The following is a 23,761-nucleotide window of genomic DNA, read 5'->3' on the forward strand; positions in this document are numbered from 1 at the left end:
TGCGTATTAGAAATAAAATCCATAATTTTGCACCTCGAAATAATTAACAAATTCATTTAACATTATGAACAATTACGAAACTGTTTTCATTTTAACTCCCGTTCTATCTGATGCTCAGGTGGAGGAAGCAGTGAAAAAATTTGAAGATCTTATCAAAGAGAAGAACTGCGAAATCGTTGCCAAAGAAAACTGGGGACTAAAGAAATTAGCTTATCCAATTCAATTGAAAAAGAATGGATTCTATACTTTAATCGAGTTTAAAGGTGAAGGTACTGTAGTTGCTGATCTAGAATTAGCATTCAAACGTGACGAGAGAGTAATCCGTTACCTGACTACAAAACTAGACAAGCACGCTATCGACTACGCTATCACTAGAAGAACTAAAGTAAAAACAGCTAAGGCTTAATATTAACCCAATTTAAAAAAGACAAAGACATGGCAATAGATGATATGGCTAAACAAGCCTCAGCTGGAGGAGAATCAGAAGTAAAATTCCTTACTCCACTTGATATCAATACAAAAACTGATAAAAAGTACTGTAGATTCAAAAAATTCGGAATTAAGCACGTTGATTACAAAGATGCTGATTTCTTATTACAGTTCGTAAACGAGCAAGGTAAAATCTTACCAAGAAGATACACTGGAACTTCTTTAAAATACCAAAGAAAAGTTTCTGCTGCGATCAAAAGAGCAAGACACCTTTCTTTACTACCTTACGTAGCTGACTTATTGAAATAAGACAAAATAAATAAAAGAAGAGAGCAATCTCTTCTTTTGTTGCTGAATAAATAATTTTAATTCTAACTTGATTTCAGATATCCTCTGAAATCTAAAAAAGGACAACAACAATGGACATTATCCTAAAAAAAGACGTAGAAAACTTAGGTCTTGAATTCGACACAGTAAGTGTAAAGCCTGGTTACGCTAGAAACTTTTTACTTCCTCAAGGTATCGCACTTTTGGCTACACCTAAAAACAAAGCTGCTCTAGAAGCTACTTTGGAAGCTAGAAAAGAAGAAGAAGCTAAATTAATCGCTACAGCAAACGGTGTAGTAGATCAATTGAAGAAAACTTCTATCACGATCCCTGCAAAAGTAGGTTCTGGTGACAAATTATTCGGATCTATCAACAATGCAGATCTTGCTGCTGCTCTTGCTAAAGCTGGAGTTTCTGTTGACAAGAAATATATCAAAATTCCTGGGAACACGATTAAGAGAACAGGTAAAGTAACTGCAAACATCAGATTACACAGAAATGTTGAGTACAACTTTGAATTCGACATCGTATCTGACGCACCGGTAGAGGCTCCTAAACCAGCTGCTCCTAAGAAAGTTGCTGTAGAAGAAACTCCTTCTGAAGAAGCTTAATCGCAAATTCAAGAGAATTTCTCCAATATATAAACCACTTCGTTTGAAGTGGTTTTTTGTTTTTAATATAGTTTTTTTAGGAACTATAACATTCTTTGTATTCTTAATTATTTGAAGCTATTTCCCGCTATCCACTCCTACTCCTCATGCCAACAACGCTCCAACACCAATCCCTCTCACTCTCCAACTCGTATTGCGGGGTAACCGTTTCTATCGGGGCTAAGATATTTGTCTTTCATTCAATATTTGCCACTGCGAGGAACATAATCGCCTATTCTGAGTTTATAGAAGTAAAGCAATTTCAAAGTAAACTCACGCCGCGACTTCACCATCCACTTTGTCATTCCGCAGGAATCTAGACTATTTTGTAGGGACTGAATTGTAAAAACTATTGCTGAGATTCCTACGGAATAATAAACTTCATGGTAATCCAATCACTGAAATATTTTTCCTTGCAGTAAAAGATTGCCTTACTTAGACAAACTCAGTATAAACTTACTACTGTTCACACACCAACTCTAATACTCTAAAACCCTCAAACTCTCCCACCTAAACATCCCCTCTCAGTTTCTGCTGATATTCCGTCGGCGGAATCCCGATTACCTTTTTGAAAATATTACTGAAAGAAGAAAGGCTGTTGTAGCCTACCATCATGGCAATTTCATACATATTGTATTTTCCTTCCAACATTAATTCTAAAGATCGGGTGATTCGCAAGGCGCGAAGGAAACGGACGTAATTCATCCCTAAAATCTCTTTAAACTTCCTCGATAATGTTCTTGTACTCATTCCGAATTCTTTTGCGGTAGATTCGATGGTTAAAGGCTTTTCTAAGTTGGTATGAATGTACTGAGCGATCTTTAATAAAGTCTCATCATTAGGAAAAGGATGCTGAACAGGAAATGCTAAACTCTTATCTCTTTTTTCAGGAAGAATTCCTTTTAATGCTTTGATAAAATAATATTTAGATTCATCATTTTTTGTGATTTTCCCATCCCATTCTTTTGTGTATAAAATCATCTCTCTCAACAAATGACTGACCGAATAAATATTAATTTCATCAAAAAAGCCACTTTCATTTTCCTCTTTTTTTAAATAAAAATTATATAAATCCACTTTTGGGCTTGTCGAAAAAATATAATGTGGCGTTCCCGCCGGAATCCACATAAAACATCTTGCCGGTAAATACCAATGTTTCAAATCGGTAAAAATATGTACGATACCTCCTTCTGCATAGACTAACTGTGCAGAAGTATGATGATGAATTTCTGTTTTCACATTTCCTTTCAAGACGTGATATACATAAAACTCGGCATCTTTTTCTTCAATCGCTCCAAAATGACTGTCATTCATAAAATAAAGGTAGGAAGAAAATTTTAATTTGGCGTAAATGAACAAATCTTTTTCTGTTTTCACAAATCATGTCCTATACTTTGGCTCGTAACTTTGCACTATCAAAATCAATTTAGCAAAAAACCTTTAATAAAATTATGAAAATGATATTTAACGCAAAAAAGTATCACTGTATTGCGTTGTGCTTATTATTGATAAGCAGTTTTTTACACTCACAAATCACAGATTATCAACACCTCAGTTTACAAGAGGCTTTGGAATTAGGTCTTAAGAATAACAAAAGTATTCAGATCAGTCATTTGAAAAACGAAATGTCCGAAACCAAAGAGAAAGACCTCAAAATGGAAAAACTTCCGGACATTGAATTTCATACAAGCTACACGCAGGTTTCCAATCTTTTTCAACATGAAAATGGCGTATTCGGAAAAGCTACAAAATACGATGTCATCAACGGAATGTATGATTTCACTCTTTCCGCTTCCATTCCTGTTTACATGGGCGGAAGAATTAAAAATACCGAGAAAAAAGCAACTATTGACACTGAAATTTCTTCGTTAAAAACGAATTTAGACAAAAGACAATTAACCATGGAAATCATCACTGCTTTCCTTCAAATCCATCATTTAAAAGAACAGCAAGGTTTAATTAATGATAAAATGAAGGAGGATTCCATCAATATCAAACAAGTTAAAGCCTTAAAAGCAAACGGTGTTGTAACTGTGAATGAAGTACTGAGAACGTCTTTGCAGCTTTCCAACCACAAAATGAGCTGGACAGAAACTGGATAATGATATACAAATTGCAGAACATAAATTAAAAACCATTCTTTCACTTCCGGAAAACCAGGAAATGCACGTCGATACAGAAGATCTGATTTCAGAAAAAGCAGAAATTCCTTACGTTGATGATCTCACGGAAATTGCTTTACATAAAAATGAATCTGTTGAAATGGCAACCAAAAATCTTTCGCTTAAAGAATTAGACCAAAAAATTACAAAAGCGAATTATTTACCGAAAATTACCGCAGGTGGAGAATATTTTTTAAAATATCCGAACATGATGTTTTTCCCACCCGAACCTTATGCGTATCGATTGGGAATGATTGGAGTCAATCTTACGTATCCTATCGAAAGTCTGTATAAAAATAAATACAAAATGCAGGAAGCAAAGGAAAATATCGACTTGGCAAAGCTTCAGATTGAGGAAAATGAAGAAAACATCAGACACAATGTTTATGAAGCTTACAAAAAGTTTGAAGAAACCGATCAAAAGGTAAAAATAGCAGAAGAAGCCATTAATCAGGCTCAGGAAAACTATCGCATCGTAAGAACGAAATATGCGAATAAATTAAGCTTAATCACAGAATTAATTGATGCCGACAATGCTTATCTGGAAGCTCAGTCTAATTTAATCTCAGTAAAAATTAATCGTCAACTTAAATATTATCAACTCCAATATACAATTGGAAACCTATAAAAACCATGGCACAGAAGCAATTGACACGAAAGGAAAAAAGAATCAACAAAACGATCACTTTATTGGCGTGGATTCTCATTATCACGGGAATTACGGGAATGGTAAGTTTTTATCTTTTTTCGAGAAAAAATGTGACCACCAACGACGCGCAGATCGAACAATATATTACACCTGTTTCGAGTAAAGTTTCAGGTTTTATTAAAATTATTAAGTTTAACGAAAATCAGTTCGTTCACAAAGGCGATACTTTGATTGTGATTGATAATCGTGAATTCGTGAATCAGGTGAAAATGGCTGAAGCTAGTCTTCATGCCAATTCTGAAAACATTAATACCATTGAAAGTGGCGTAAATACAAAAGAAAGCGATACGAAAATCATCGATGCCAAAATCGCTTCCGCAAAAATCGATATCTGGAGAACAGAACAGGATTTTAAAAGATATAAAAACTTAGTTTCAGAAGATGCTGCAACCGAACAGCAATTTGAAAACGTAAAAGCTTCTTACGAACAGGCAAAAGCCAATCTTTTGGCGTTGGAACAACAGAAAAATGCCGTAAAAGCAAGCGTAAATGAACAACAAACGAAAATTGCTCCCGTAAAAAGCCAGATTCAGCAAAGTTCTGCCAGTTTGAATAATGCCAAGCTTTTCCTTTCCTACACCGTCGTTACAGCACCTTATGACGGTTGGGTCGGGAAGAAAACTATTCAGGAAGGTCAGTTAATCAAAGAAGGTCAGGCTTTGGTACAGATCGTGAGCAAAGAAAGATGGATTATTGCCAATTATAAAGAAACTCAGTTGGGACAAATTGACCAGAATAAAGCGGTTATCATCACAGCCGATGCGTATCCTGATGTAGAATTCAAAGGAAAAATAGTTTCTGTTTCTCCGGCTTCAGGTTCACAGTTTTCTTTGGTAAAACCGGACAATGCAACAGGAAATTTCGTAAAAATCGAACAAAGATTTCCCGTGAAAATTATTCTAGACAATAACCAAAACAACGAAAAACTACTCTCCGGAATGAATGTTCTGGTGAGCGCGAAGAAGATGTAGTTTTAGAGTTTTAGAGTTTTAGAGTTTTAGAGTTTTAGAGTACGAAATTATTCATTCTTTAATTTTCAAATGATCTCATTTTCAAATTTTCAAATTAAAATATTTTTAGCGAAAAGGCAGAATCGCAAGTTTGCCATCTTACCTTTTTTTACACCATTGCCTTTTGTCTTTTCGCATTTTTCTCAATAACAATCATGCAACACAATACAATTTATCACAAATGGGTACCACAATGGCTGAAGCTGCCGCTTTTGGTTTTAGCGCTGTTTCCCCACCTGATGTTGTTGTCGATATTACATTCTAATAGCGCCTTCACCTCTTCTTTTATGGATGTAGATTCAGACGACATCCAATATTTAATGATTTTGATGTATGGTACATTTGTGGTTACCCTTTTAGTGATACAGCGGTTTATGGCGTATTTCAGCGTAAAATATTATGTTTTGCTGATGTCTTCCATTTCTATAATTATCCTCTATCTTTTATCGATTACCAACGATTATCATGTCATTTTGGTAATTAGGGTTTTGGAGGGAATTTTCGGAGTTTTGGAAGGAGCTATTTTTTTACCTTTAATTATTGCTGAATTAAAAACCAGACACGCCAAAATCATCGCCTATCTTTTCATGTATTCCATCATGTTGACGGGCGGAACGATTACCACTTCTTTATTGAAATCTAGCATCGAAAATTACGATTTTAAGCATATGATTTTAATGATGGTTTATTTCCATATTTTTATTTTAATTATCGGATTTGCCATTTTCAACAGAAACAGATTTTTTCCGAAAAAACCTTTGTATCAATTGGATATTACGAGCTGGTTTTTACTTTGGACCTGTCTTCAATCGGGAGCTTATGCGATCATTTACGGAAAAAGATTGATGTGGTTTGAGTCTGACATCATCATTATCTGTCTCTTTGTTTTCATGATTTCGGGAGGATTATTTATGTTAAAACAGAGAAATTCCAGGCGTCCGTTTTTTCATTTTGAAGTGTTCAGTTCTAAAAATGTGATTGTCGGCATGTTATTGTTTTTTATATTTTATTTAATTCGTTCCGGCTTAAATAATGTCTATATCATCATGGCAACCGTTTGGAAATGGCCGTGGGATTATATCGTAGAAATCCAGTACTGGAATGTTTTCGGAACACTTTTAGGCGTTTTTTTATCCGGAATTTGTTTAACGAAAGGCGTGTCCTCAAGAATTGTTTTCTTCACAGGATTTCTATTATTGGCGGTTGATTGCGCTTGGTTTACTTACACTTTTTATCCCGACACTACTCTTTCAACGATTTGTCCGCCTTTATTTTTACAGGGAATTGCGCAGGGATTATTATTTACGCCTTTGGTTTTCTTTTTAATCTCAGGAATGTCCGAAGAATATGTTGCCAATGCAACAGCTTTAGGTACGACCACCCGTTTCTGGACGACCGCAATCGGATATGCTTTAATGCAGAATCTGATGTTATTTTTAACGTTAAAACACTCAGATGCATTAAGTTATAATTTAACAGATACCAATCCCGTTTTCTACTCACAATGGAATCAGATTTTCGGAGCAAATATTTCGAAATTACCTGTGAATGAGTCTTTATCAATGACGGCGGGAATTTTTAAAGCAAAGATTAATGCGCAGGCAATCTTACTTTCCAACATGGAGATTTTTACGGGTTTATTTTGGCTGGCTTTGATAACAGCTTTGCTTTTATTGCTATATCATCCTGTCAAAATCGCGATCAGAAATATTATGTAAAGTTTAGGCAGAAGATTTGCATTGATTTTTGAAATTCATTCTATGGAAATTCAGGAAATCGTATCAAAGCAAAAAGATTTTTTCAAGACACAGCAAACGAAAAATATAAAGTTTCGGAAAATGTATCTTGAAAAACTGAAAGAAGTCATTATTAAAAATGAAAACCTTCTCTATGAAGCGATTCACAAAGACTTTGGAAAATCGAAGTTTGATACTTTCACGACAGAAATTTCCTTTATTTTAAATGATATTAATTATTATCTAAAGAATTTAAAATCGCTTTCAAAACCTACAAAAGTACAAACCAATCTTATTAATCAAATCGGAAAAAGTAGGATTTATTCTGAACCTTTAGGAAATATTTTGGTAATCGGAGCCTGGAATTATCCTTATCAATTATCCATTTCTCCTATTGTTGCCGCTTTGGCAGCGGGAAATTGTTGTATTTTAAAACCAAGTGAAATTGCAGAAAATACGATGAAAATAATGGCAAAAATCATCAATGAAAATTTTCCACCGGAATATTTGTACGTCTATGAAGGTGGAATTGATGAAACAACAGAACTTTTAAAACTGAAATTCGATAAAATATTTTTTACAGGAAGTACAAAGGTTGGAAAAGTTGTTTACAAAGCTGCCGCAGAAAATTTAACTCCCGTTACTTTGGAATTAGGTGGGAAATCTCCTGCAATCGTTACAAAAGATGCCAATCTTGAAGTCGCTGCCAAAAGAATTGTCTGGGGAAAATTTATAAATGCCGGACAAACCTGTGTCGCTCCAGATTACTTATTGGTCGAAGAATCTATTCAGGAACAATTTTTGGAAACGCTTAGAAATTATATTAAAAAATTCAACTATCAACCTGATTCCACACATTACACCAAAATTATTAATCAAAAGAATTTTGAACGGTTAATTAAGTTGATTGATAAAGATAAAATTTACTTCGGCGGAGATTTCAATGAAGAAAAATTATACATCGAACCTACGGTTTTAACGAATATTAATTGGCAGGATGAAGTGATGCAGGAAGAAATTTTCGGACCGATTTTACCAGTGATTTCTTTCAAAAATTTTAATATTACTTTAAATGAAATTGTAGAATTAGAAAAACCGCTCGCTGCTTATTTATTCACCAATAATTCTGAAGAAAAGGAGAATTTCACCAATAAACTTTCTTTTGGAGGTGGTTGTATCAACGATGTCATGATGCATTTGGGAAATGAAAATCTTCCGTTTGGTGGCGTTGGAAATTCCGGAATAGGAAATTATCATGGGAAATTTGGCTTTGAAACTTTTTCGCATCAGAAAGCGATTTTAGAAAAAGCAACTTGGGGAGAACCAAATATTAAATATCCTCCATATGAGGAGAAAAAATTAAACTGGATCAGGAAATTTTTATAAAACAAAAAACCGGGAATAATTTCCCGGTTTTATTATGATTTCTTAGGAGTCCATTGATTAAAGAACTCTTTTACTTTTTCAAGGCTGTATCCTTTTCCTTCTTCCAAAACATCGCTTTGCTGAACATGGATCATTTTTCCGTTTTTATCCAACACAATGAAAACTGGATAACCGAATTTATCACCCGGATTACCATATTTTGCAAACGTTTTTTCATTTTTGTTATCCGGAGAATAATTTAAGTGATAATAAACATAATTTTTATCAACAATTTTCTTTAATTCCGGAGTCGTCTGAACATATTGATTGAATCTCAAACACCAGATACACCAGTTTCCACCTGCCTGAATCATGATATTTTTCTTTTCCTTTTTGGCTTTTGCGATCAGATTTTGAATATCTTTTTCTGCATCAGCTTTCGGATCATAAGGTTTTGGCAACTTAACTTTCTCTTCTGCAGCTTTTTTCTTTGCATCCAATTCGGCATGATCTGCTTTTACCAATAATGTTTTATCAGTATCCCGAGCTTCCGGTTTATCTTTTAGTTCCTGAGAAAAAGCAAAAAAACTTAATCCCAGAAATGCTACTAACAATGATTTTTTCATAACATAAAAATAAAAAAATAATAGTTATTATCAGCAAAAATAGAACCGTAATTTTATTATCCGTAAATTTGCCTGTTTTATGAATTTCCTTATCAAAATATTATATCTGATTTCTAAGCTCCCTCTGAAAATTTTATACATTTTTTCGGATGTGATCTTCTTTTTAAATTACTATATCGTTGGGTATAGAAAAAAGATAATTACCCAAAATCTTAAAAACTCTTTCCCTGAAAAATCAGACAAGGAAATAAATGAAATAAGAAAAAAATTCTATTTGAATTTTTCCGATTATTTGGCTGAGACTGTAAAATCATTTAGTATCTCTGAAACCGAAACGCGTGTCAGAATGCAATACATTAATCAGGATCTTTTTCATGAAGCTAAGGCTGAAGGTAAAAATATAATATTAATGGCGGGTCACGTTTTCAATTGGGAATGGATGAATGCCCTTGCTCCTATTACACCACAGAAACATTCTTACCCTGTATATAGAAGAGTAAACAGCAGTTTTTGGGAAGATCAGATGAAGAAGGTAAGAAGTAAATTCGGCAATGAACCTTTGGAAGCTAATGAAGTTATTTTAAATATTTTCAGAAAGCAGAATGATGGTGACTCGATTTATCTTTTTGTTGCAGATCAGACCCCACACGTTTCTCATGTGAACTACGGACTGAAATTTCTAAACCAGAGAAACTCCTGCATTTATCGGGTATGATAAGCTGGCTACGAGAATGGATCTTATTTTCATTTATTGTGAAATGAAGAAGGTAAAAAGAGGTTTTTATCAGGTAAATTATCACAAAATCTCTCCCGATGGTGAAAAATTTGTAAAGAATGAAGTGGCAAGAAAATTTCATCAGCTACTGGAAAATACGATTCGAAAAAATCCTGACAATTATCTTTGGTCACACAGAAAGTGGAAATATCAGGATTCTATTAAAACCTATGATGACGGCGAATAAATGACAGAAGAAAATAAAAATCTTGCAGTTGTAATTTTAAACTGGAATGGCAAAAACTGGCTTCAAAAATTCCTTCCCAGTGTAATCAGCTATTCCGGGTCGGCTGAAATATATGTAATTGATAATCAATCTACAGATGATTCGATTGAATATTTGAAAGATGAATTTTCTACCGTAAAAATCGTTGTTAATGATAAAAATTATGGCTTTGCAGGAGGTTATAATGAAGGTTTAAAAGAAATTAAAAACGAATATTACTGCCTTCTCAATTCTGATGTAGAAGTGACAGAAAACTGGATCGAACCAGTCTTGAATTTATTTAAAACGGATACTTCGATTTCTGCCATTCAACCAAAAATCTTATCTTTTAATAATAAAAATTATTTTGAATTTGCCGGAGCTGCAGGTGGTTTAATCGATAATCTCGGTTATCCTTATTGCAGAGGAAGAATTTTCGATGATCTGGAAGAAGATAAAGGGCAATATGATGACGAAACGGAGATCTTTTGGGCTTCAGGATGTTGTTTATTTATCCGTTCAAAAGATTTTTGGGAACAGAAAGGTTTTGATGAGAGATTTTTTGCGCATCAGGAAGAAATTGATCTTTGCTGGAGATTAATCAATTCGGGAAAGAAGATTTTTTATACAGGAAAATCTAAAGTTTATCACGTCGGAGGAGGAACTTTAAATAAACAAAGCGCTCAGAAAACGTATTTAAATATCAGAAATAATCTTTCTATGATGTTGAAGAATTTACCTTTTCCAAAGTTGATCGGGTTAATTTTTTTCAGATTATGTTTAGATGGAATTGCCGGAATCTATTTTGGATTAAAACAAGGATTTCCTCATCTTTGGGCAGTTGCAAGAGCACATTTCGGGTTTTATGCTCAAGCTGCAGGAACCTGGAAGCTGAGACAGAAACATCATAAAGATGAATTTTATCAGTCGAAATGGTTGATTTTTAAACATTTTCTAGGTGGAAAGTAAGTATAAATCAGTATCTTATTTAAAATAAAAACATAGCCTTAAATTAATTCCTTTAATAAATGGATTTTTGCGCATTAGATTTCGAAACCGCAACTCACGAGAAAAATTCTGCGTGTGAATTGGGAATTTGTATTGTACAGGATTCCAAAATTGTAGAGACCAAAACTTGGTTGATAAAACCTCCGAGTTTTCCTTATTTCAGTAGATTTAATGTTGACGTTCATGGAATTGTTCCCGATGACGTAAAAAATTCCCCTACTTTTGACGAAATTTGGCACGAAGTTGAAGAAATGATGTATGGCACTTTAATGATCGCTCACAACGCCAGTTTTGACGCCGGAGTTTTGCGTGGCTGTCTTGATTATTACGGAATGTTTACACCAAAATTGGACTATTTATGCAGCATTCAGTTAGCAAAAAAATCATGGAATTATTTGCCTAAATATGGATTAAAGCATTTGGCAGAACATCATCAAATTAAGTTTAACCATCACAGAGCGGGTGACGATGCAGAGGTTTGTGCCAAGATTTCTTTGCTTGCCTGTGAAAAGTTATTTCTCACCAGTACTGAAGAGGTGATGGATTATATGAAACTGAAGATTAAAAAGCTTTGATTTTTTTTAATTTTCCCGCTGATTTCACTGATTTTCACAGATGATTGCGTTTTGTTTTTTCTCTCGCTGATTTGCGGATTACGCAGATGTTTGAGAATATTCTTTAACTAAAAAAATGTCTTATTTTTCTTCCTTTTTTTAATCTGAAATCTTATTTCCTTCTTTGCTTTAATCGCTTTCTGCTTTATATTAATTACTTAAAACTTCGGATAAAAGATTGAACTTTGGAATATCTATTTCAAAAGTTTCCTGAGTTTCCATGTTTTTAACCAGGTATTTTCCGCTCATATTTCCTACTCCGGAACGAAGCATCACATTGGAGAAATAATCAAAATTTTCATTCGCAGGAATTTCAGGGGTTAAGCCAATCACTCCATCGCCAATAATTTCCGTATATCCAAAACCAACATCGAAGATCAGCCATTTTCTTTTAAGAACTTTTATAGGAAAATTTCCAACATTTTCAATCGTTATGTTATATTTAAAAACGTATCTGTTTTCAGATGGAAAACTGTTTTTGCTATCATATTCAGGTATTACTGAAACTTTGATATTTGAGGTAGTTTTTGAGAACATCATTTTTGTATTTATCGAATATATACAAAAATCTCGCCTTTTTGAGGCGAGATTTAAAATTTATATTATAATTTTCTTAAAAACTTATAATCCAAGACCTTTTCTTTCGTCTCCTCCCATTAAGATTGCAACAGGATTGTCGATAGCTTCTTTTACCGCAACAAGGAATCCTACAGACTCTTTACCATCGATAATTCTGTGGTCATAAGACATTGCAACGTACATCATTGGGCGAATTACCACTTGTCCGTCAACCGCTACAGGTCTTTGGATAATGTTGTGCATTCCCAAGATTGCAGATTGAGGAGGGTTGATAATTGGCGTAGACATCATAGATCCGAAAGTACCACCGTTTGTAATGGTGAAAGTACCGCCTGTCATTTCGTCAACAGTGATTTTTCCGTCTCTTACTTTGATAGCCAAATCTTTGATGTTTGCTTCAACGCTCTGGAAAGACATATTTTCAGCATTTCTCAATACAGGAACCATTAATCCTTTAGGACCAGAAACTGCAATTGAAATATCGCAGAAATCGTAGTTTGTTTTGAAATCTCCGTCGATAGATGCATTTACATCAGGATATAGCTGTAATGCTCTTGTAACCGCTTTTGTGAAGAAAGACATGAAACCAAGTCCTACTCCGTGTTTTTGAGCAAATTCTTCTTTATATTGTTTTCTCAGTCTAAAGATTTCAGACATGTCAACTTCATTGAAGGTAGTTAACATTGCCGTTTCATTCTTTACAGAAACTAATCTCTGAGCGATTTTTCTTCTAAGAACTGAAAGTTTAGTTGTCGTAGTAGATCTAGAAACCTGTAGCAGAAATAGGGTTTCCTCCGAATGCAGGAACAGCAGCTAATTCAGCATCAGATTTAGAAATTCTTCCATCTCTTCCAGATCCTGAAACCTGAGAAGCATCGATACCTTTTTCGTCTAGAATTTTCTTAGCTGCAGGAGACGGAGCACCTGTAGCATAAGTTTGAGTTGCAGCTACGGGTTGAGCAGCAGGTTTTGGAGCTTCTTGTTTAGCTGGTTCAGCCACTTTCGGAGCTTCCTCTTGTTTTGGAGCTTCTGCAGCAGGAGCAGCGCTACCCGCAGGTTTTGCAGCATCTCTATCAATTAAACAAACTACCTGACCTACCTGTACCACGTCACCTTCTTCTGCTTTCAAAGTAATAATTCCACTTTCTTCAGCTGGCAATTCAAGAGTCGCTTTGTCTGAATCTACTTCAGCGATTGGTTGATCTTTTTCTACGTAATCACCATCTTTCACAAGCCAAGTTGCAATTTCAACTTCTGTTATTGATTCGCCCGGTGAAGGAACTTTCATTTCTAAAACTGACATATCGTATTTTTTATTTTTTAATGATTATTATTTTAAATTAAGCTGTCACAGGTCTTTTTACAGGAGCGTCGTCTCTGTCGAATACTCTGTTGATCACTGCATTTTGGTTTTTCTCAAACATTTTGTGACTTCCCGGAGCCGGAGCACCACTTGGTACCGGAGAAATTACCTGAATTCCTGTATCTCTGAAGTTTCTTAAAATGTAAGACCAAGCTCCCATGTTTTCCGGTTCTTCCTGAGCCCAAACGATTGATTTTCTGTTTTCGTATTTGTTAAAGATCGCTTCGATTGCATCTGTTTGTAACGGATACAATTGCTCGAATCTTACCAATGCGATATTTTCAGCATTTAATTCTTCTTTTTTAGCTAATAATTCGAAGTATAATTTACCTGAACACAGCACTAATTTTTCTACTTTTTTAGGATCTGCAGTAGGATCGTCTAAGATTGGCTGGAACCCTTTGTTTGAGAAGTCTTCAAGCGGAGAAACCACTTTTGGATGTCTTAACAATGATTTCGGACTCATTACAATTAATGGTTTTCTGAACGCCCATTTTAATTGTCTTCTTAATAAATGGAAATAATTGGCAGGAGAAGTGATATTCGCCACTACCATATTTTCGTTTGCACAAAGCGTTAAGAATCTTTCCAGTCTAGCTGAAGAGTGTTCTGCACCCTGTCCTTCTGAACCGTGAGGCAACAACATCACCAAACCGTCCTGAATTTTCCATTTTTCTTCTGCAGCAGCCAAATATTGATCAACAATAATCTGCGCTCCGTTTACGAAATCTCCGAACTGCGCTTCCCAAATCGTCAATGTATTAGGAGAAGCCATCGCATACCCGTAATCGAAACCTAAAACTCCATATTCAGAAAGGTGAGAGTTGAATACATCAAATCTGCTGTCTGAAACTTCTTTTAAAGGAACATATTCTTCTTCCGTATCTTCAGTTTTTACAACCGCATGTCTGTGAGAGAAAGTCCCTCTTTCCACATCTTCACCAGAAATTCTGATGTTGTGACCTTCCACAAGAAGTGTAGCATAAGCCAACCATTCTCCAAGAGCCCAGTCTAAAGAGTTTCCTTCAATAGCCTTGATTCTGTTTTCGAAAAGTCTTGTAATTTTATTTAAGAACTTTTTATCAGCAGGAAGCGTTGACATTTTAATTGCCAATTCTTTTAGCTTTTCTAAGTCGTATTTTGTGTCAACAGGCAACTGAACTGCTCCTCTTTTTCCAAGCGGATAGTTTGTCCAGTCTTCTGCCATGAACAAGTCCATTACGTTTTTCTCGATCTCTTTAGAAGCATCAAAATCTTTATCTAAAAGACCTTTGAAATCTGCTTCCATTTTAGCAATAACATCGTTTGATGTAACGTTGTCCTTTAGTAATTTATCTTTATAAATTTCTCTCGGATTCGGGTGCTTAGAAATTAATTTATATAAATTAGGCTGTGTAAATCTTGGCTCATCACCTTCGTTGTGACCATATTTTCTGTATCCTAATAAATCTATATAAACATCTTTACCGAATTTAGCTCTGAAATCAGCCGCAAAATGAATGGCATGAACAACAGCTTCTGCATCATCTGCATTTACGTGCATTACAGGAGATTCTGTCACTTTAGCAACATCTGTACAATACGTAGAAGATCTTGCATCCATATAATTGGTTGTAAATGAAACCTGGTTATTTACAACAATATGAACCGTACCACCCGTTTTGTATCCTTCCAAAGTCATCATCTGAGCAACTTCGTAAGCAATACCTTGACCAGCAAGAGCTCCGTCACCGTGAATAATGATTGGTAAAACTTTAGAATAATCTTTGTATTTATCATCCACTTTTGCACGACAGATCCCTTCAACAAGAGCCGAAACGGTCTCAAGGTGAGATGGGTTCGGAGTCAAATTGATAGCCACTTCTTCTCCCGAAGCTGTTTTTATTTTTCTGGAAGAACCTAAGTGATATTTAACGTCACCTGAGAATACATCCTCTTCAAATTCTTTACCTTCAAATTCTGAGAAAATCTGCTTGTAAGATTTACCGAAAATATTTGTCAATACATTCAGTCTACCTCTGTGAGCCATTCCCAATACAACCTCATCAACACCCAATTGCGAAGATCTTGAGATCAACTGATCCAATGCAGGAATCAAAGTTTCACCTCCTTCTAATGAAAATCTTTTTTGTCCAACGAATTTTGTATGAAGATAATTTTCAAACGCTACCGCTTGATTTAATTTCAATAAAATTTCCGTTTTTTCGTTTGCAGAAAGGTTTGGATGGTTTTCGTTAACCTGAAGCCATTGCTTAATGAAATCTTTTTCTTCAACATTGTTGATGTGCATATACTCAACACCGATAGAATCACAATAAATGTTTTCTAAGTGCGTGATTAATTCCTGTAAAGTTGCAGGACCTTTCATCCCTGTTTCAACTGCACAATTGAATTTTGTATTTAAATCTGACTTATCCAGACCGAAGTTTTCGATGTCTAAAGTCGGAGTATAGTGTCTTCTTTCTCTTACAGGATTTGTTTTTGTAAACAAGTGCCCTCTCATTCTGTAAGCCTCAATAAGGTTTACAACTTTGAATTCTTTTTTGATATGCTCGGGAACCTCACCATTCGATGCTGCCTGAGTTGCTTGCTGCACTACCGGAGCCGAAGCTGCCGGAACCTGAATATATTGGATATTATCATCATCACCATAGTTTTCCAAGGCAAAATCGAAACCTTGAAAGAAGGCTTTCCATGATGGTTCTAAAGAGTCCGGGAATTTTAAGTACTGTTGGTATAAATCCTCAATTAACTGAGAATGAGCTGCGTTTAGGAATGAAAATCTGTCCATTATTACAGTTTATCTGTTATTAAAATTTGTTTGTAGAATTAATCCTCAAATTTAATAAAAAAAACCGACTTAGAACAGCCTTTAAACTATTAAAAAAACTATAAAATAAATAAATCCGGTCGATTTACTTAAATACTGATAATGAGAGCTTCATATTAACATCCTGATCGTCCATCGGGCGTTCGATGAAAGTCTGGCGAATATCACCAAAGCGCATTTCATCATTTTTCGCTTTCTGAACGAGCTGCTGAATTGCTTTTACTCTCCCTTCATAAGCTCCTTTGTAATACATTACATAATTTTGGGTAGGACTTTGGCTTCTGAAACTAAAATTGTTATCTGTAACTCCGAATTTTTTGGATAAAGGAATCCCAAGGAAATAAGACACTTCTTTGTCCTTATAATTATCTGCATCCGTAATTAACACCGGAAATCCGAATTCATCATCTTTTTTACCCAAATCCATCGTTGTGTAATTATAAATTTTGTTATAATTCATCACGATGTTTTTGTAAAGTGCGTCTTTTTTATTGGCAGTACTTACATTGATTCCCAATAAAAGCTTTTCCTCTTCTTTTTCTACCATCAAGCTGTCGTATTTTATGGCAGCCATCTGATTGTCTTTTTCAACTTTATTTCCTAAAACATTTTTAAGATTCGTCATGCTTTTATCAATGTTTTCGGCAAATTTGTCTTCTGTCCAGAAGTTTTTAACCCTACTCAATACTGATAATTTCGGAGTATGAACAACCCAGGTTATTTTTGTTTTTTCTGCTGAAACGGCTTTAAATTTAACTTCAACAACAGTCGGATTTTCGTTTTTGTCCTCGAAAAGCTGGTATCTCAATGCTCTGTTTTCTTTTTCGTAACGAATAAACATCTCTCCGTCTGTATCTTTTTTAGGATCTGCATAACTGATGGAACTTCCCTGTCCTGCGTAAGGTGTATAATAATCGATATCAATGGATTGAGAACTCGTAAAGAAATTATTCCAACGGGTAAAATTCTGCAGATTATTGAACTGTAAAAAAACTTTCTCCAAAGGATAATCTACCTCCTTTTCAATCTCAAAGTCTTTATTTTCATCCACAAAATAATACATGGAAGCCGCATAAGCCCCAATCACTAAAACAATAAATACCGCTATGATCTTAAAAAAACGCATTGCACAAATGTATAGAAAATAACAAGAGTGACCAATATGTTGATCACTCTTGTTTTAATTTATTTTTAAGGATGAAGATGGAGGAATGGATGTTGGAAGTTGATATGCAACCGCTCAATTTCTATGAATAATTTTAAATTAATTTAAATCATTGAGACTTCCCTCTTCCGGCTTCAAACTTCCTGCTTATTACCCAATATGAGTTCCCGGCTTCACAATCGCCCCTTTTTTCACAACGATGATTCCGTCCTGCACTGAATGTGTTCCGTAATCTCCGTCTTTCATGTGTTTTCCGCCGATAATTCTTACATTGTCTCCGATATAACAGTTTTTGTCTAAAATTGCTTTTTCAATATAACAGTACTTCCCGATTCCCATATTTGGCAGACCTTTTCTGTCGTTCTGTACAATTTCCGTGGTATCCTGATAAAAATCGGCACCCATTACATAAGAATTCACGATTGTACTTCCTTTATCGATTCTTGTTCTGTTTCCAATCACTGAATTTTCTATTTTATCTGCCATAATGATACAGCCGTCTCCGAAAACTGCTTTGCTTACGTAAGAACCGTTGATTTTCGACGGCGGAAGCATTCTCGCTCTTGTATAGATCGGCGAAGACGAGAAAAGATTAAACTGAGGAAAATCCTGACAAAGATCTAAATTGGCTTCGTAGAAAGACTCAATTGTTCCGATATCCGTCCAATATCCTTCATATTGATAGCTTAGTGTTGTATATTTTCCGATAGAATTTGGAATGATATCTTTTCCGAAATCATCTCCTGCTCCTTCTTCAAACATCTTTTTAAGGATCGTTTTCGTGAAAATATAAATTCCCATCGAAGCAAGATATTCTTTTCCTGCATGTTTATTTTCTTCGGAAACTTCAGATTTTAACCCATCTAATACATCGTAACCCGGTTTTTCAACAAATGAAGTAATATTTCCTTCATCATCGGAACTTAAAATTCCGAAACCTGTCGCATCTTTAGCATTTACAGGAATCGTAGCAATGGTTACATCGCCGCCATTTTCGATATGGAAATCCAGCATTTCCCTGAAATCCATCTGATACAACTGGTCTCCCGAAAGAATTAAAATATAATCATAATCATATTTTTCCAGATGCTTCATCGATTGACGAACCGCATCTGCTGTTCCCTGATACCAGCTTTCATTTTCAACATTCTGCTCTGCAGCCAAAATATCTACAAAACCTTTGCTGAAAATATCGAAATGATAAGAATTTTTAATATGAGAATTTAAAGAAGCTGAATTAAACTGTGTTAAAACAAGAATTTTATTCAATCCTGAGTTTAAACAATTGGAGATAGGAATATCCACCAATCTGTATTTTCCTGCAATAGGCACAGCCGGTTTTGATCTTGAATAGGTAAGAGGAAAAAGTCTCGTTCCTCTACCTCCTCCCAAAACAATGGAAATAACGTTGCGATTCATAAGTGTATGTTGCGTTTTATCTTTTGGTTAATATTATTTTTCCTTTATACCAGCTTCATTTTCCCTTTCTTAGTAAGCTTTAGTTATTATATAAAGCTATATATTTTTCCGCTGATTTCTCCCATGCAAAATCAAAATTCATATTCGCATAGATCAGATTTTTCATTTCATCTTTTTGATTATAAACCAATAATGCCCTGTTCATCGCGTGAATAATATCATCAACTCCGGGATAGGTGAAATTAATTCCCGCTCCACCTGTTGAAATATCTTCTACCGTATCTCTCAAACCTCCTGTATATCGTACAATCGGAACCGTTCCGTATCTCATGGAATACATCTGATTCAATCCGCAAGGTTCAACTCTTGAAGGCATCAGTAAAAAATCTGCCGAAGCATATATTTTGTGCGAAAGATATTCTTTATACCCTACATCCAATGCAAAATTGGAGTAAGTATAATCGTATTCTTTCAATTTATTTTCAATATAAGAATTTCCCGAACCCAAAATCATGATATTTAATGCACCATAACTTTGTTTAATGCTTTTCCAGACTACATCGGGAAGAAAATCTGCCCCTTTTTCCGTTGCAAATCTTCCGATAAAAGCAAACAACGGAAGCTCAGGTTTTAAACCATATTCTTTACAGAGCTTTTCTTTATTTTTCTTCTTTTTAGCAATGACCTCTTTAATACCATAATTAAAATCAAGCATCGGATCGGTTTCGGGATTCCAAACTTCGGTATCAATTCCGTTGATGATTCCGTACGCTTTTCCGAACTCATCTCGAACCAGACTTTCCAATCCTCTGAAACTTACGAAAAGTTCTTCAAGATAGCCTTGAGAAACCGTTGTAAAAGCCGTTGAACATTTAATCATGCTTGCCAAAGGATTTATATATCCGTTCCAATCCATCAAGCCCCATTTGTACTGATCGAAAGAAGGCAAATAGTTTGCCATTTCCCAGCTCATCATTCCCTGATATTCGCCGTTGTGGATGGTTCCGATCGTTTTTACACCTTTTAAAAACTCAAATTCGCCACAATGTTCAATCATAAAAGGAACCAATCCTGTATGATAATCGTGACAATGCAAGACATCCGGACGAATTTTCATCGCACTCAGCCAATGTAAAACCCCATGCTGAAAAGCCAGAAACTGGAAACTTTCATCCTGATAACCATAAGGATTTTCACGATCCAAAAGCCCCGGAATTTTTACCATGTATAATTCAAATCCCAAAACATCGGTTTTCTCCTTAAAAACCTGTACCTGAAGCATGTTTGACCCTTGATGAATAAAGCCATCAAAAACTATGTCAAACTCATGATCGTAAACAAAAGGTTTGCTGTACCAAGGCATAACGACTTTAGCATCAACACCTTTTATTTTGTTCTGATATTTCGGTAAAGCTCCGACTACATCTGCCAAACCGCCCACTTTTGCTATCGGATAACACTCCGTACTTAGATGATAAACTACCATTTTTGCCTTTTATCTTTTGTGTTGCTTAATTCTTTGTATTTTATATTTTTTGTCTCTTTTCTGTTTTAAAATAATTCCTGCGAGAGGAGGTAAATTTAAACTGATCGACTTCGGATGGTGCATATAATCTTCATACTGTTCTTTGAAAACATTAGGTTTTAGTGCACTTCCTGCATATCTTTCATCATCGGAATTGAAAATAACTTCCCAATGCGTTCCTGCATTCACACCGATTTTATAATCTAAAACTTTGGGTGTTAAATTTAAAATCACCATAAAAACATCATCACGTTTTTTTCCTTTCCTTAAATATACAAAAACAGAATTATCTACATCATCCGCCTGTAACCATTCAAAACCGTTTGGATTAAATTGATTTTCGTAAAAAGCAGATTCATATCTGTAAATATGATTTAAATCTTTAACTAAAGTTTGCAAACCTTTATGAACAGGATATTTCAGCAAATCCCAATCTAAACTTTTTCTAAAATTCCATTCACCGGTTTGTCCGAATTCATCACCCATAAAAAGCAGTTTCGCTCCCGGATGCGTAAACATATACACGTACAACGCACGAAGATTAGCGAATTTCTGCCATTCATCTCCCGGCATTTTATAGATGAGACTTGCTTTTCCGTGAACCACTTCATCGTGTGACAAGGGCATCATATAATTTTCATTATACATATACATCGACGCAAAAGTCAGTTTATGATGATGAAACTTTCTGTTTTCCGGCTCTTCTTTAAAATAATCTAAGGTGTCATGCATCCAACCCATCATCCATTTCATTCCAAAACCGACGCCACCATCATGAACAGGCTTCGTCAGCATCGGAAAATCTGAACTTTCTTCTGCAATCGTCATGATATTATCTCCAAATTCTTTATAAACAGCCGTATTAAACTCCTGCAAAAACACTTCTGCTTCCAAATTCACATTTCCGCCGTGAATATTGGGTTCCCATTCTCCTTCATTCCTTGAATAATCGAGATGAAGCATCGATGTTACCGCATCTACACGCAATCCGTCTGCATGATATCTTTCCAGCCAAAACATGGCATTTGAAATTAAGAAAGACTTCACTTCATTTCTTCCGTAATTGAAAATATAGGATTTCCAATCGGGATGAAAACCTTTTCGCGGATCTTCATGTTCATATAAAAAAGAACCGTCAAATCTGTGCAAACCATTGGCATCACCCGGAAAATGAGAAGGAACCCAGTCTAAAATAACACCAATATCGTTGTTGTGAAGTTCATCAATCAAAAACATTAAATCCTGTGGTGAACCAAAACGCGAAGTCGCTGCATAAAATCCCGTAATCTGATATCCCCAACTCGGATCATACGGATATTCCATAACGGGCATGAATTCTACGTGCGTAAAACCCATCTCTTTTACATAAGGTACGAGTTTTTTGGCGATATCACGGTAATTCAAAAACTTTTTCTGATCGTCACTTTCTCTGACCCATGAAGCCAAATGAATCTCATACACGGAAATCGGAGCTTTAAGACTATTTTTTTTCCAGCGGTTTTCGAGCCAGTTTTTATCTCTCCATTCGTACCAGGTTGTGGAAACCATCGATGCCGCCTGAAGATTTTGTTCCCAGCTTAAAGCATAAGGATCACTTTTTTCTAAAATTTCTCCGCGAGGAGTTTCAATAGCGTATTTGTACAAAGTTCCCCAAGTCAACCCTGCAATAAAACCTTCCCAAATCCCAGATTCGTCCCATCGCGGAAACAAAATATGGTCTTTATCGTTCCAGTTGTTGAAGTTTCCTATTACTGAAACTTTTTTGGCATTTGGAGCCCAAACCGAGAAATAAACGCCTTCTATACCATCTTTTTCGGCAGAATGTGCCCCAAATTTATCATACAGCTTATAATGTTTACCTTCTTTAAAAAGATAAATATCCTGATCCGTAAAAAGAGTATATGTTTTAACCGAATTCATCACGGTTTTAATTTAAATTTTTTATTTTCATTGAAACTACGAAAAATATAAACAGGTACTGTTAATTATTATTGAAATAATCATTATGTTAATCGCCTTCCATCCTATGTTTCTATCAAATATATAGTTTTTTTACTCACTCTTTCATGATTTTAAAAATAATTTGATATAAAAAGATTTTTTATAAATTTAGAGTTTAGAATTTATTAAACGCATATGATGAGGTTTGAACTTTATACAAAAGAAAGTGATGATAGAGCAATATACATCACTGGAAATTTCAACAATTGGAATCCGAAAGATTCCCGCTATCAATTTACAAAACTAGACAGTCAAAATTATTTTATCGAAATTGAAGATTCTATTTTACCCAACATTATTGAATACAAATTTACGAAAGGAGGTTGGGAGAACGTAGAACTCGATCAATACGGAAACATCACTCCGAACAGAAAAGTTCCGAAATCCACGGGCAAAGTTTCTGATAGTATTGAAAAATGGAGGTTGAATTGGGGACCTTTCAAAGATGAATATTTCCCAATTGCAGAAATCATTTCGGAACAGTTTTACATTCCCCAACTTGAGCGTTATCGCAAGGTTTGGGCACTTCTCCCCTACGATTATTATGTCTCCAACAAAAGTTATCCTGTTTTGTATCTTCAGGATGCCCAAAATCTCTTCAATGAAGGAAGCGGCTACGGAAATTGGGAAATTGACAAAAAACTATCCATCCTTGCAGAATACGGACGTGGAGACGTTATCGTAATTGCCATAGAACACGGAAGCGAGGAAAGGATTAAGGAATATATTTTTGACAACGATAATGTAGCACACGGCTCGGAAGGAAAAAAATACATCCGCTTCATTACCGATACTCTGAAACCTTTTGTAGACGAACATTACCGCACAAAAAGAGACCGAGACAATACTGGAATCGGAGGAAGTTCGTTAGGCGCTTTAATTAGTATTTACGGTGGTTTTCTTTACCCTGAAGTCTATTCTAAATTGTTAATTTTTTCCCCTTCACTTTGGGTTGAAGCTAATAATAATTTTCCGCTGATGAGTTTTCGTGTCCCTTTTAAAACTAAAATTTATTTGTACGGAGGCGGTCAGGAAGGTGCAAAAATGGTAAAAAGAATTCATGTTTTTGAAGAATATTTAAAACGCTGGGAAAAGAAAAATCTATTCGATTTTGAATTTAGAACAAACATTAATCCGGAAGGAACACACAACGAATTTTATTGGTCGCAGGAATTTCCAAGGGCAATAGAATGGCTTTATTACGATAATACAGAAAATCCGGTAGAAGTAAAACCGCAACAAACAAGCATTAAAAATTAAAAT

Annotated in this window: 21 protein-coding genes and 1 pseudogene; 13 read left to right on the forward strand and 9 right to left on the reverse strand. The window is 35.1% G+C overall.

What is annotated here, in order from left to right:
- The first annotated feature begins 64 nt into the window (after positions 1-64).
- The 3 genes from rpsF (at position 65) to rplI (ending at position 1,367) form a co-directional block, all read left to right on the forward strand.
- On the forward strand, positions 65-406 hold the full coding sequence (rpsF, locus tag J3D55_RS14330; protein ID WP_259132143.1) for a 30S ribosomal protein S6: 342 nt from the start codon (positions 65-67) through the stop codon (positions 404-406).
- A 29-nt stretch (positions 407-435) separates the two neighbouring features.
- Entirely contained in the window at positions 436-738 is a 303-nt protein-coding gene (gene rpsR, locus J3D55_RS14335) for a 30S ribosomal protein S18 (RefSeq protein ID WP_259132145.1), read from the forward strand.
- Positions 739-848: 110 nt separating this feature from the next.
- On the forward strand, positions 849-1,367 hold the full coding sequence (gene rplI, locus J3D55_RS14340; protein WP_259132146.1) for a 50S ribosomal protein L9: 519 nt from the start codon (positions 849-851) through the stop codon (positions 1,365-1,367).
- A 549-nt stretch (positions 1,368-1,916) separates the two neighbouring features.
- On the opposite strand, the gene J3D55_RS14345 is transcribed toward rplI, so the two are convergent.
- A complete protein-coding gene (locus tag J3D55_RS14345; protein WP_259132148.1) occupies positions 1,917-2,783 on the reverse strand; it encodes a helix-turn-helix domain-containing protein in 867 nt (288 codons plus the stop codon).
- 80 nt (positions 2,784-2,863) lie between these two features.
- Here J3D55_RS14345 and J3D55_RS14350 point away from each other — a divergent pair, with 80 nt between their 5' ends.
- The 5 genes from J3D55_RS14350 (at position 2,864) to J3D55_RS14370 (ending at position 8,409) form a co-directional block, all read left to right on the forward strand.
- Complete coding sequence (locus J3D55_RS14350) at positions 2,864-3,508, forward strand: TolC family protein (RefSeq protein ID WP_259132149.1); 645 nt, start codon at positions 2,864-2,866, stop codon at positions 3,506-3,508.
- A 61-nt stretch (positions 3,509-3,569) separates the two neighbouring features.
- A complete protein-coding gene (locus tag J3D55_RS14355; RefSeq protein WP_259132151.1) occupies positions 3,570-4,196 on the forward strand; it encodes a TolC family protein in 627 nt (208 codons plus the stop codon).
- A 5-nt stretch (positions 4,197-4,201) separates the two neighbouring features.
- Complete coding sequence (locus tag J3D55_RS14360; RefSeq protein WP_259132152.1) at positions 4,202-5,248, forward strand: HlyD family secretion protein; 1,047 nt, start codon at positions 4,202-4,204, stop codon at positions 5,246-5,248.
- Between the two features lie 194 nt (positions 5,249-5,442).
- The gene (locus J3D55_RS14365) at positions 5,443-7,005 is read left to right on the forward strand and encodes an MFS transporter (RefSeq protein WP_259132153.1); all 1,563 of its coding nucleotides are present in this window, start codon (positions 5,443-5,445) and stop codon (positions 7,003-7,005) included.
- Between the two features lie 42 nt (positions 7,006-7,047).
- Positions 7,048-8,409 carry an aldehyde dehydrogenase gene (locus tag J3D55_RS14370; protein ID WP_259132155.1) on the forward strand — a complete coding sequence of 454 codons (1,362 nt, stop codon included), beginning with the start codon at positions 7,048-7,050 and terminating at the stop codon, positions 8,407-8,409.
- Positions 8,410-8,441: 32 nt separating this feature from the next.
- On the opposite strand, the gene J3D55_RS14375 is transcribed toward J3D55_RS14370, so the two are convergent.
- On the reverse strand, positions 8,442-9,014 hold the full coding sequence (locus J3D55_RS14375) for a thioredoxin family protein (protein ID WP_259132157.1): 573 nt from the start codon (positions 9,012-9,014) through the stop codon (positions 8,442-8,444).
- Positions 9,015-9,093: 79 nt separating this feature from the next.
- Between J3D55_RS14375 and J3D55_RS14380 the strand changes: the two genes are divergently transcribed.
- Genes J3D55_RS14380 through J3D55_RS14390 form a run of 4 tightly spaced genes read left to right on the forward strand, consistent with a single transcriptional unit; the run spans position 9,094 to position 11,577 of the window.
- Complete coding sequence (locus J3D55_RS14380; RefSeq protein ID WP_445432967.1) at positions 9,094-9,729, forward strand: lysophospholipid acyltransferase family protein; 636 nt, start codon at positions 9,094-9,096, stop codon at positions 9,727-9,729.
- Positions 9,730-9,772: 43 nt separating this feature from the next.
- The gene (locus J3D55_RS22685; RefSeq protein ID WP_445432968.1) at positions 9,773-9,976 is read left to right on the forward strand and encodes an LpxL/LpxP family acyltransferase; all 204 of its coding nucleotides are present in this window, start codon (positions 9,773-9,775) and stop codon (positions 9,974-9,976) included.
- Complete coding sequence (locus tag J3D55_RS14385) at positions 9,977-10,963, forward strand: glycosyltransferase family 2 protein (protein WP_259132158.1); 987 nt, start codon at positions 9,977-9,979, stop codon at positions 10,961-10,963.
- A gap of 59 nt (positions 10,964-11,022) precedes the next feature.
- A complete protein-coding gene (locus J3D55_RS14390; protein ID WP_259132159.1) occupies positions 11,023-11,577 on the forward strand; it encodes a 3'-5' exonuclease in 555 nt (184 codons plus the stop codon).
- Positions 11,578-11,766: 189 nt separating this feature from the next.
- On the opposite strand, the gene apaG is transcribed toward J3D55_RS14390, so the two are convergent.
- The 7 genes and pseudogenes from apaG to glgB all read right to left on the reverse strand — a co-directional run bounded on the left by apaG (position 11,767) and on the right by glgB (position 22,417).
- Complete coding sequence (gene apaG, locus J3D55_RS14395) at positions 11,767-12,156, reverse strand: Co2+/Mg2+ efflux facilitator ApaG/CorD (RefSeq protein ID WP_259132160.1); 390 nt, start codon at positions 12,154-12,156, stop codon at positions 11,767-11,769.
- 81 nt (positions 12,157-12,237) lie between these two features.
- Positions 12,238-13,498, reverse strand: a pseudogene (odhB, locus tag J3D55_RS14400) (2-oxoglutarate dehydrogenase complex dihydrolipoyllysine-residue succinyltransferase).
- Between the two features lie 37 nt (positions 13,499-13,535).
- Positions 13,536-16,349, reverse strand: coding sequence for a 2-oxoglutarate dehydrogenase E1 component (locus tag J3D55_RS14405; protein WP_259132161.1), 2,814 nt, complete (start codon positions 16,347-16,349; stop codon positions 13,536-13,538).
- A 124-nt stretch (positions 16,350-16,473) separates the two neighbouring features.
- A complete protein-coding gene (locus J3D55_RS14410) occupies positions 16,474-17,514 on the reverse strand; it encodes an SRPBCC family protein (RefSeq protein ID WP_259132163.1) in 1,041 nt (346 codons plus the stop codon).
- A gap of 189 nt (positions 17,515-17,703) precedes the next feature.
- Positions 17,704-18,972, reverse strand: coding sequence for a glucose-1-phosphate adenylyltransferase (locus J3D55_RS14415; protein ID WP_259132164.1), 1,269 nt, complete (start codon positions 18,970-18,972; stop codon positions 17,704-17,706).
- Positions 18,973-19,051: 79 nt separating this feature from the next.
- A complete protein-coding gene (locus tag J3D55_RS14420) occupies positions 19,052-20,458 on the reverse strand; it encodes a glycogen synthase (RefSeq protein WP_259132165.1) in 1,407 nt (468 codons plus the stop codon).
- Positions 20,459-20,467: 9 nt separating this feature from the next.
- A complete protein-coding gene (glgB, locus tag J3D55_RS14425; protein WP_259132166.1) occupies positions 20,468-22,417 on the reverse strand; it encodes a 1,4-alpha-glucan branching protein GlgB in 1,950 nt (649 codons plus the stop codon).
- A gap of 219 nt (positions 22,418-22,636) precedes the next feature.
- Here glgB and J3D55_RS14430 point away from each other — a divergent pair, with 219 nt between their 5' ends.
- On the forward strand, positions 22,637-23,758 hold the full coding sequence (locus J3D55_RS14430; protein WP_259132168.1) for an alpha/beta hydrolase-fold protein: 1,122 nt from the start codon (positions 22,637-22,639) through the stop codon (positions 23,756-23,758).
- Positions 23,759-23,761: the final 3 nt, after the last annotated feature.

It is taken from the genome of Chryseobacterium ginsenosidimutans, assembly GCF_024807225.1.
Lineage (GTDB): Bacteria > Bacteroidota > Bacteroidia > Flavobacteriales > Weeksellaceae > Chryseobacterium > Chryseobacterium ginsenosidimutans.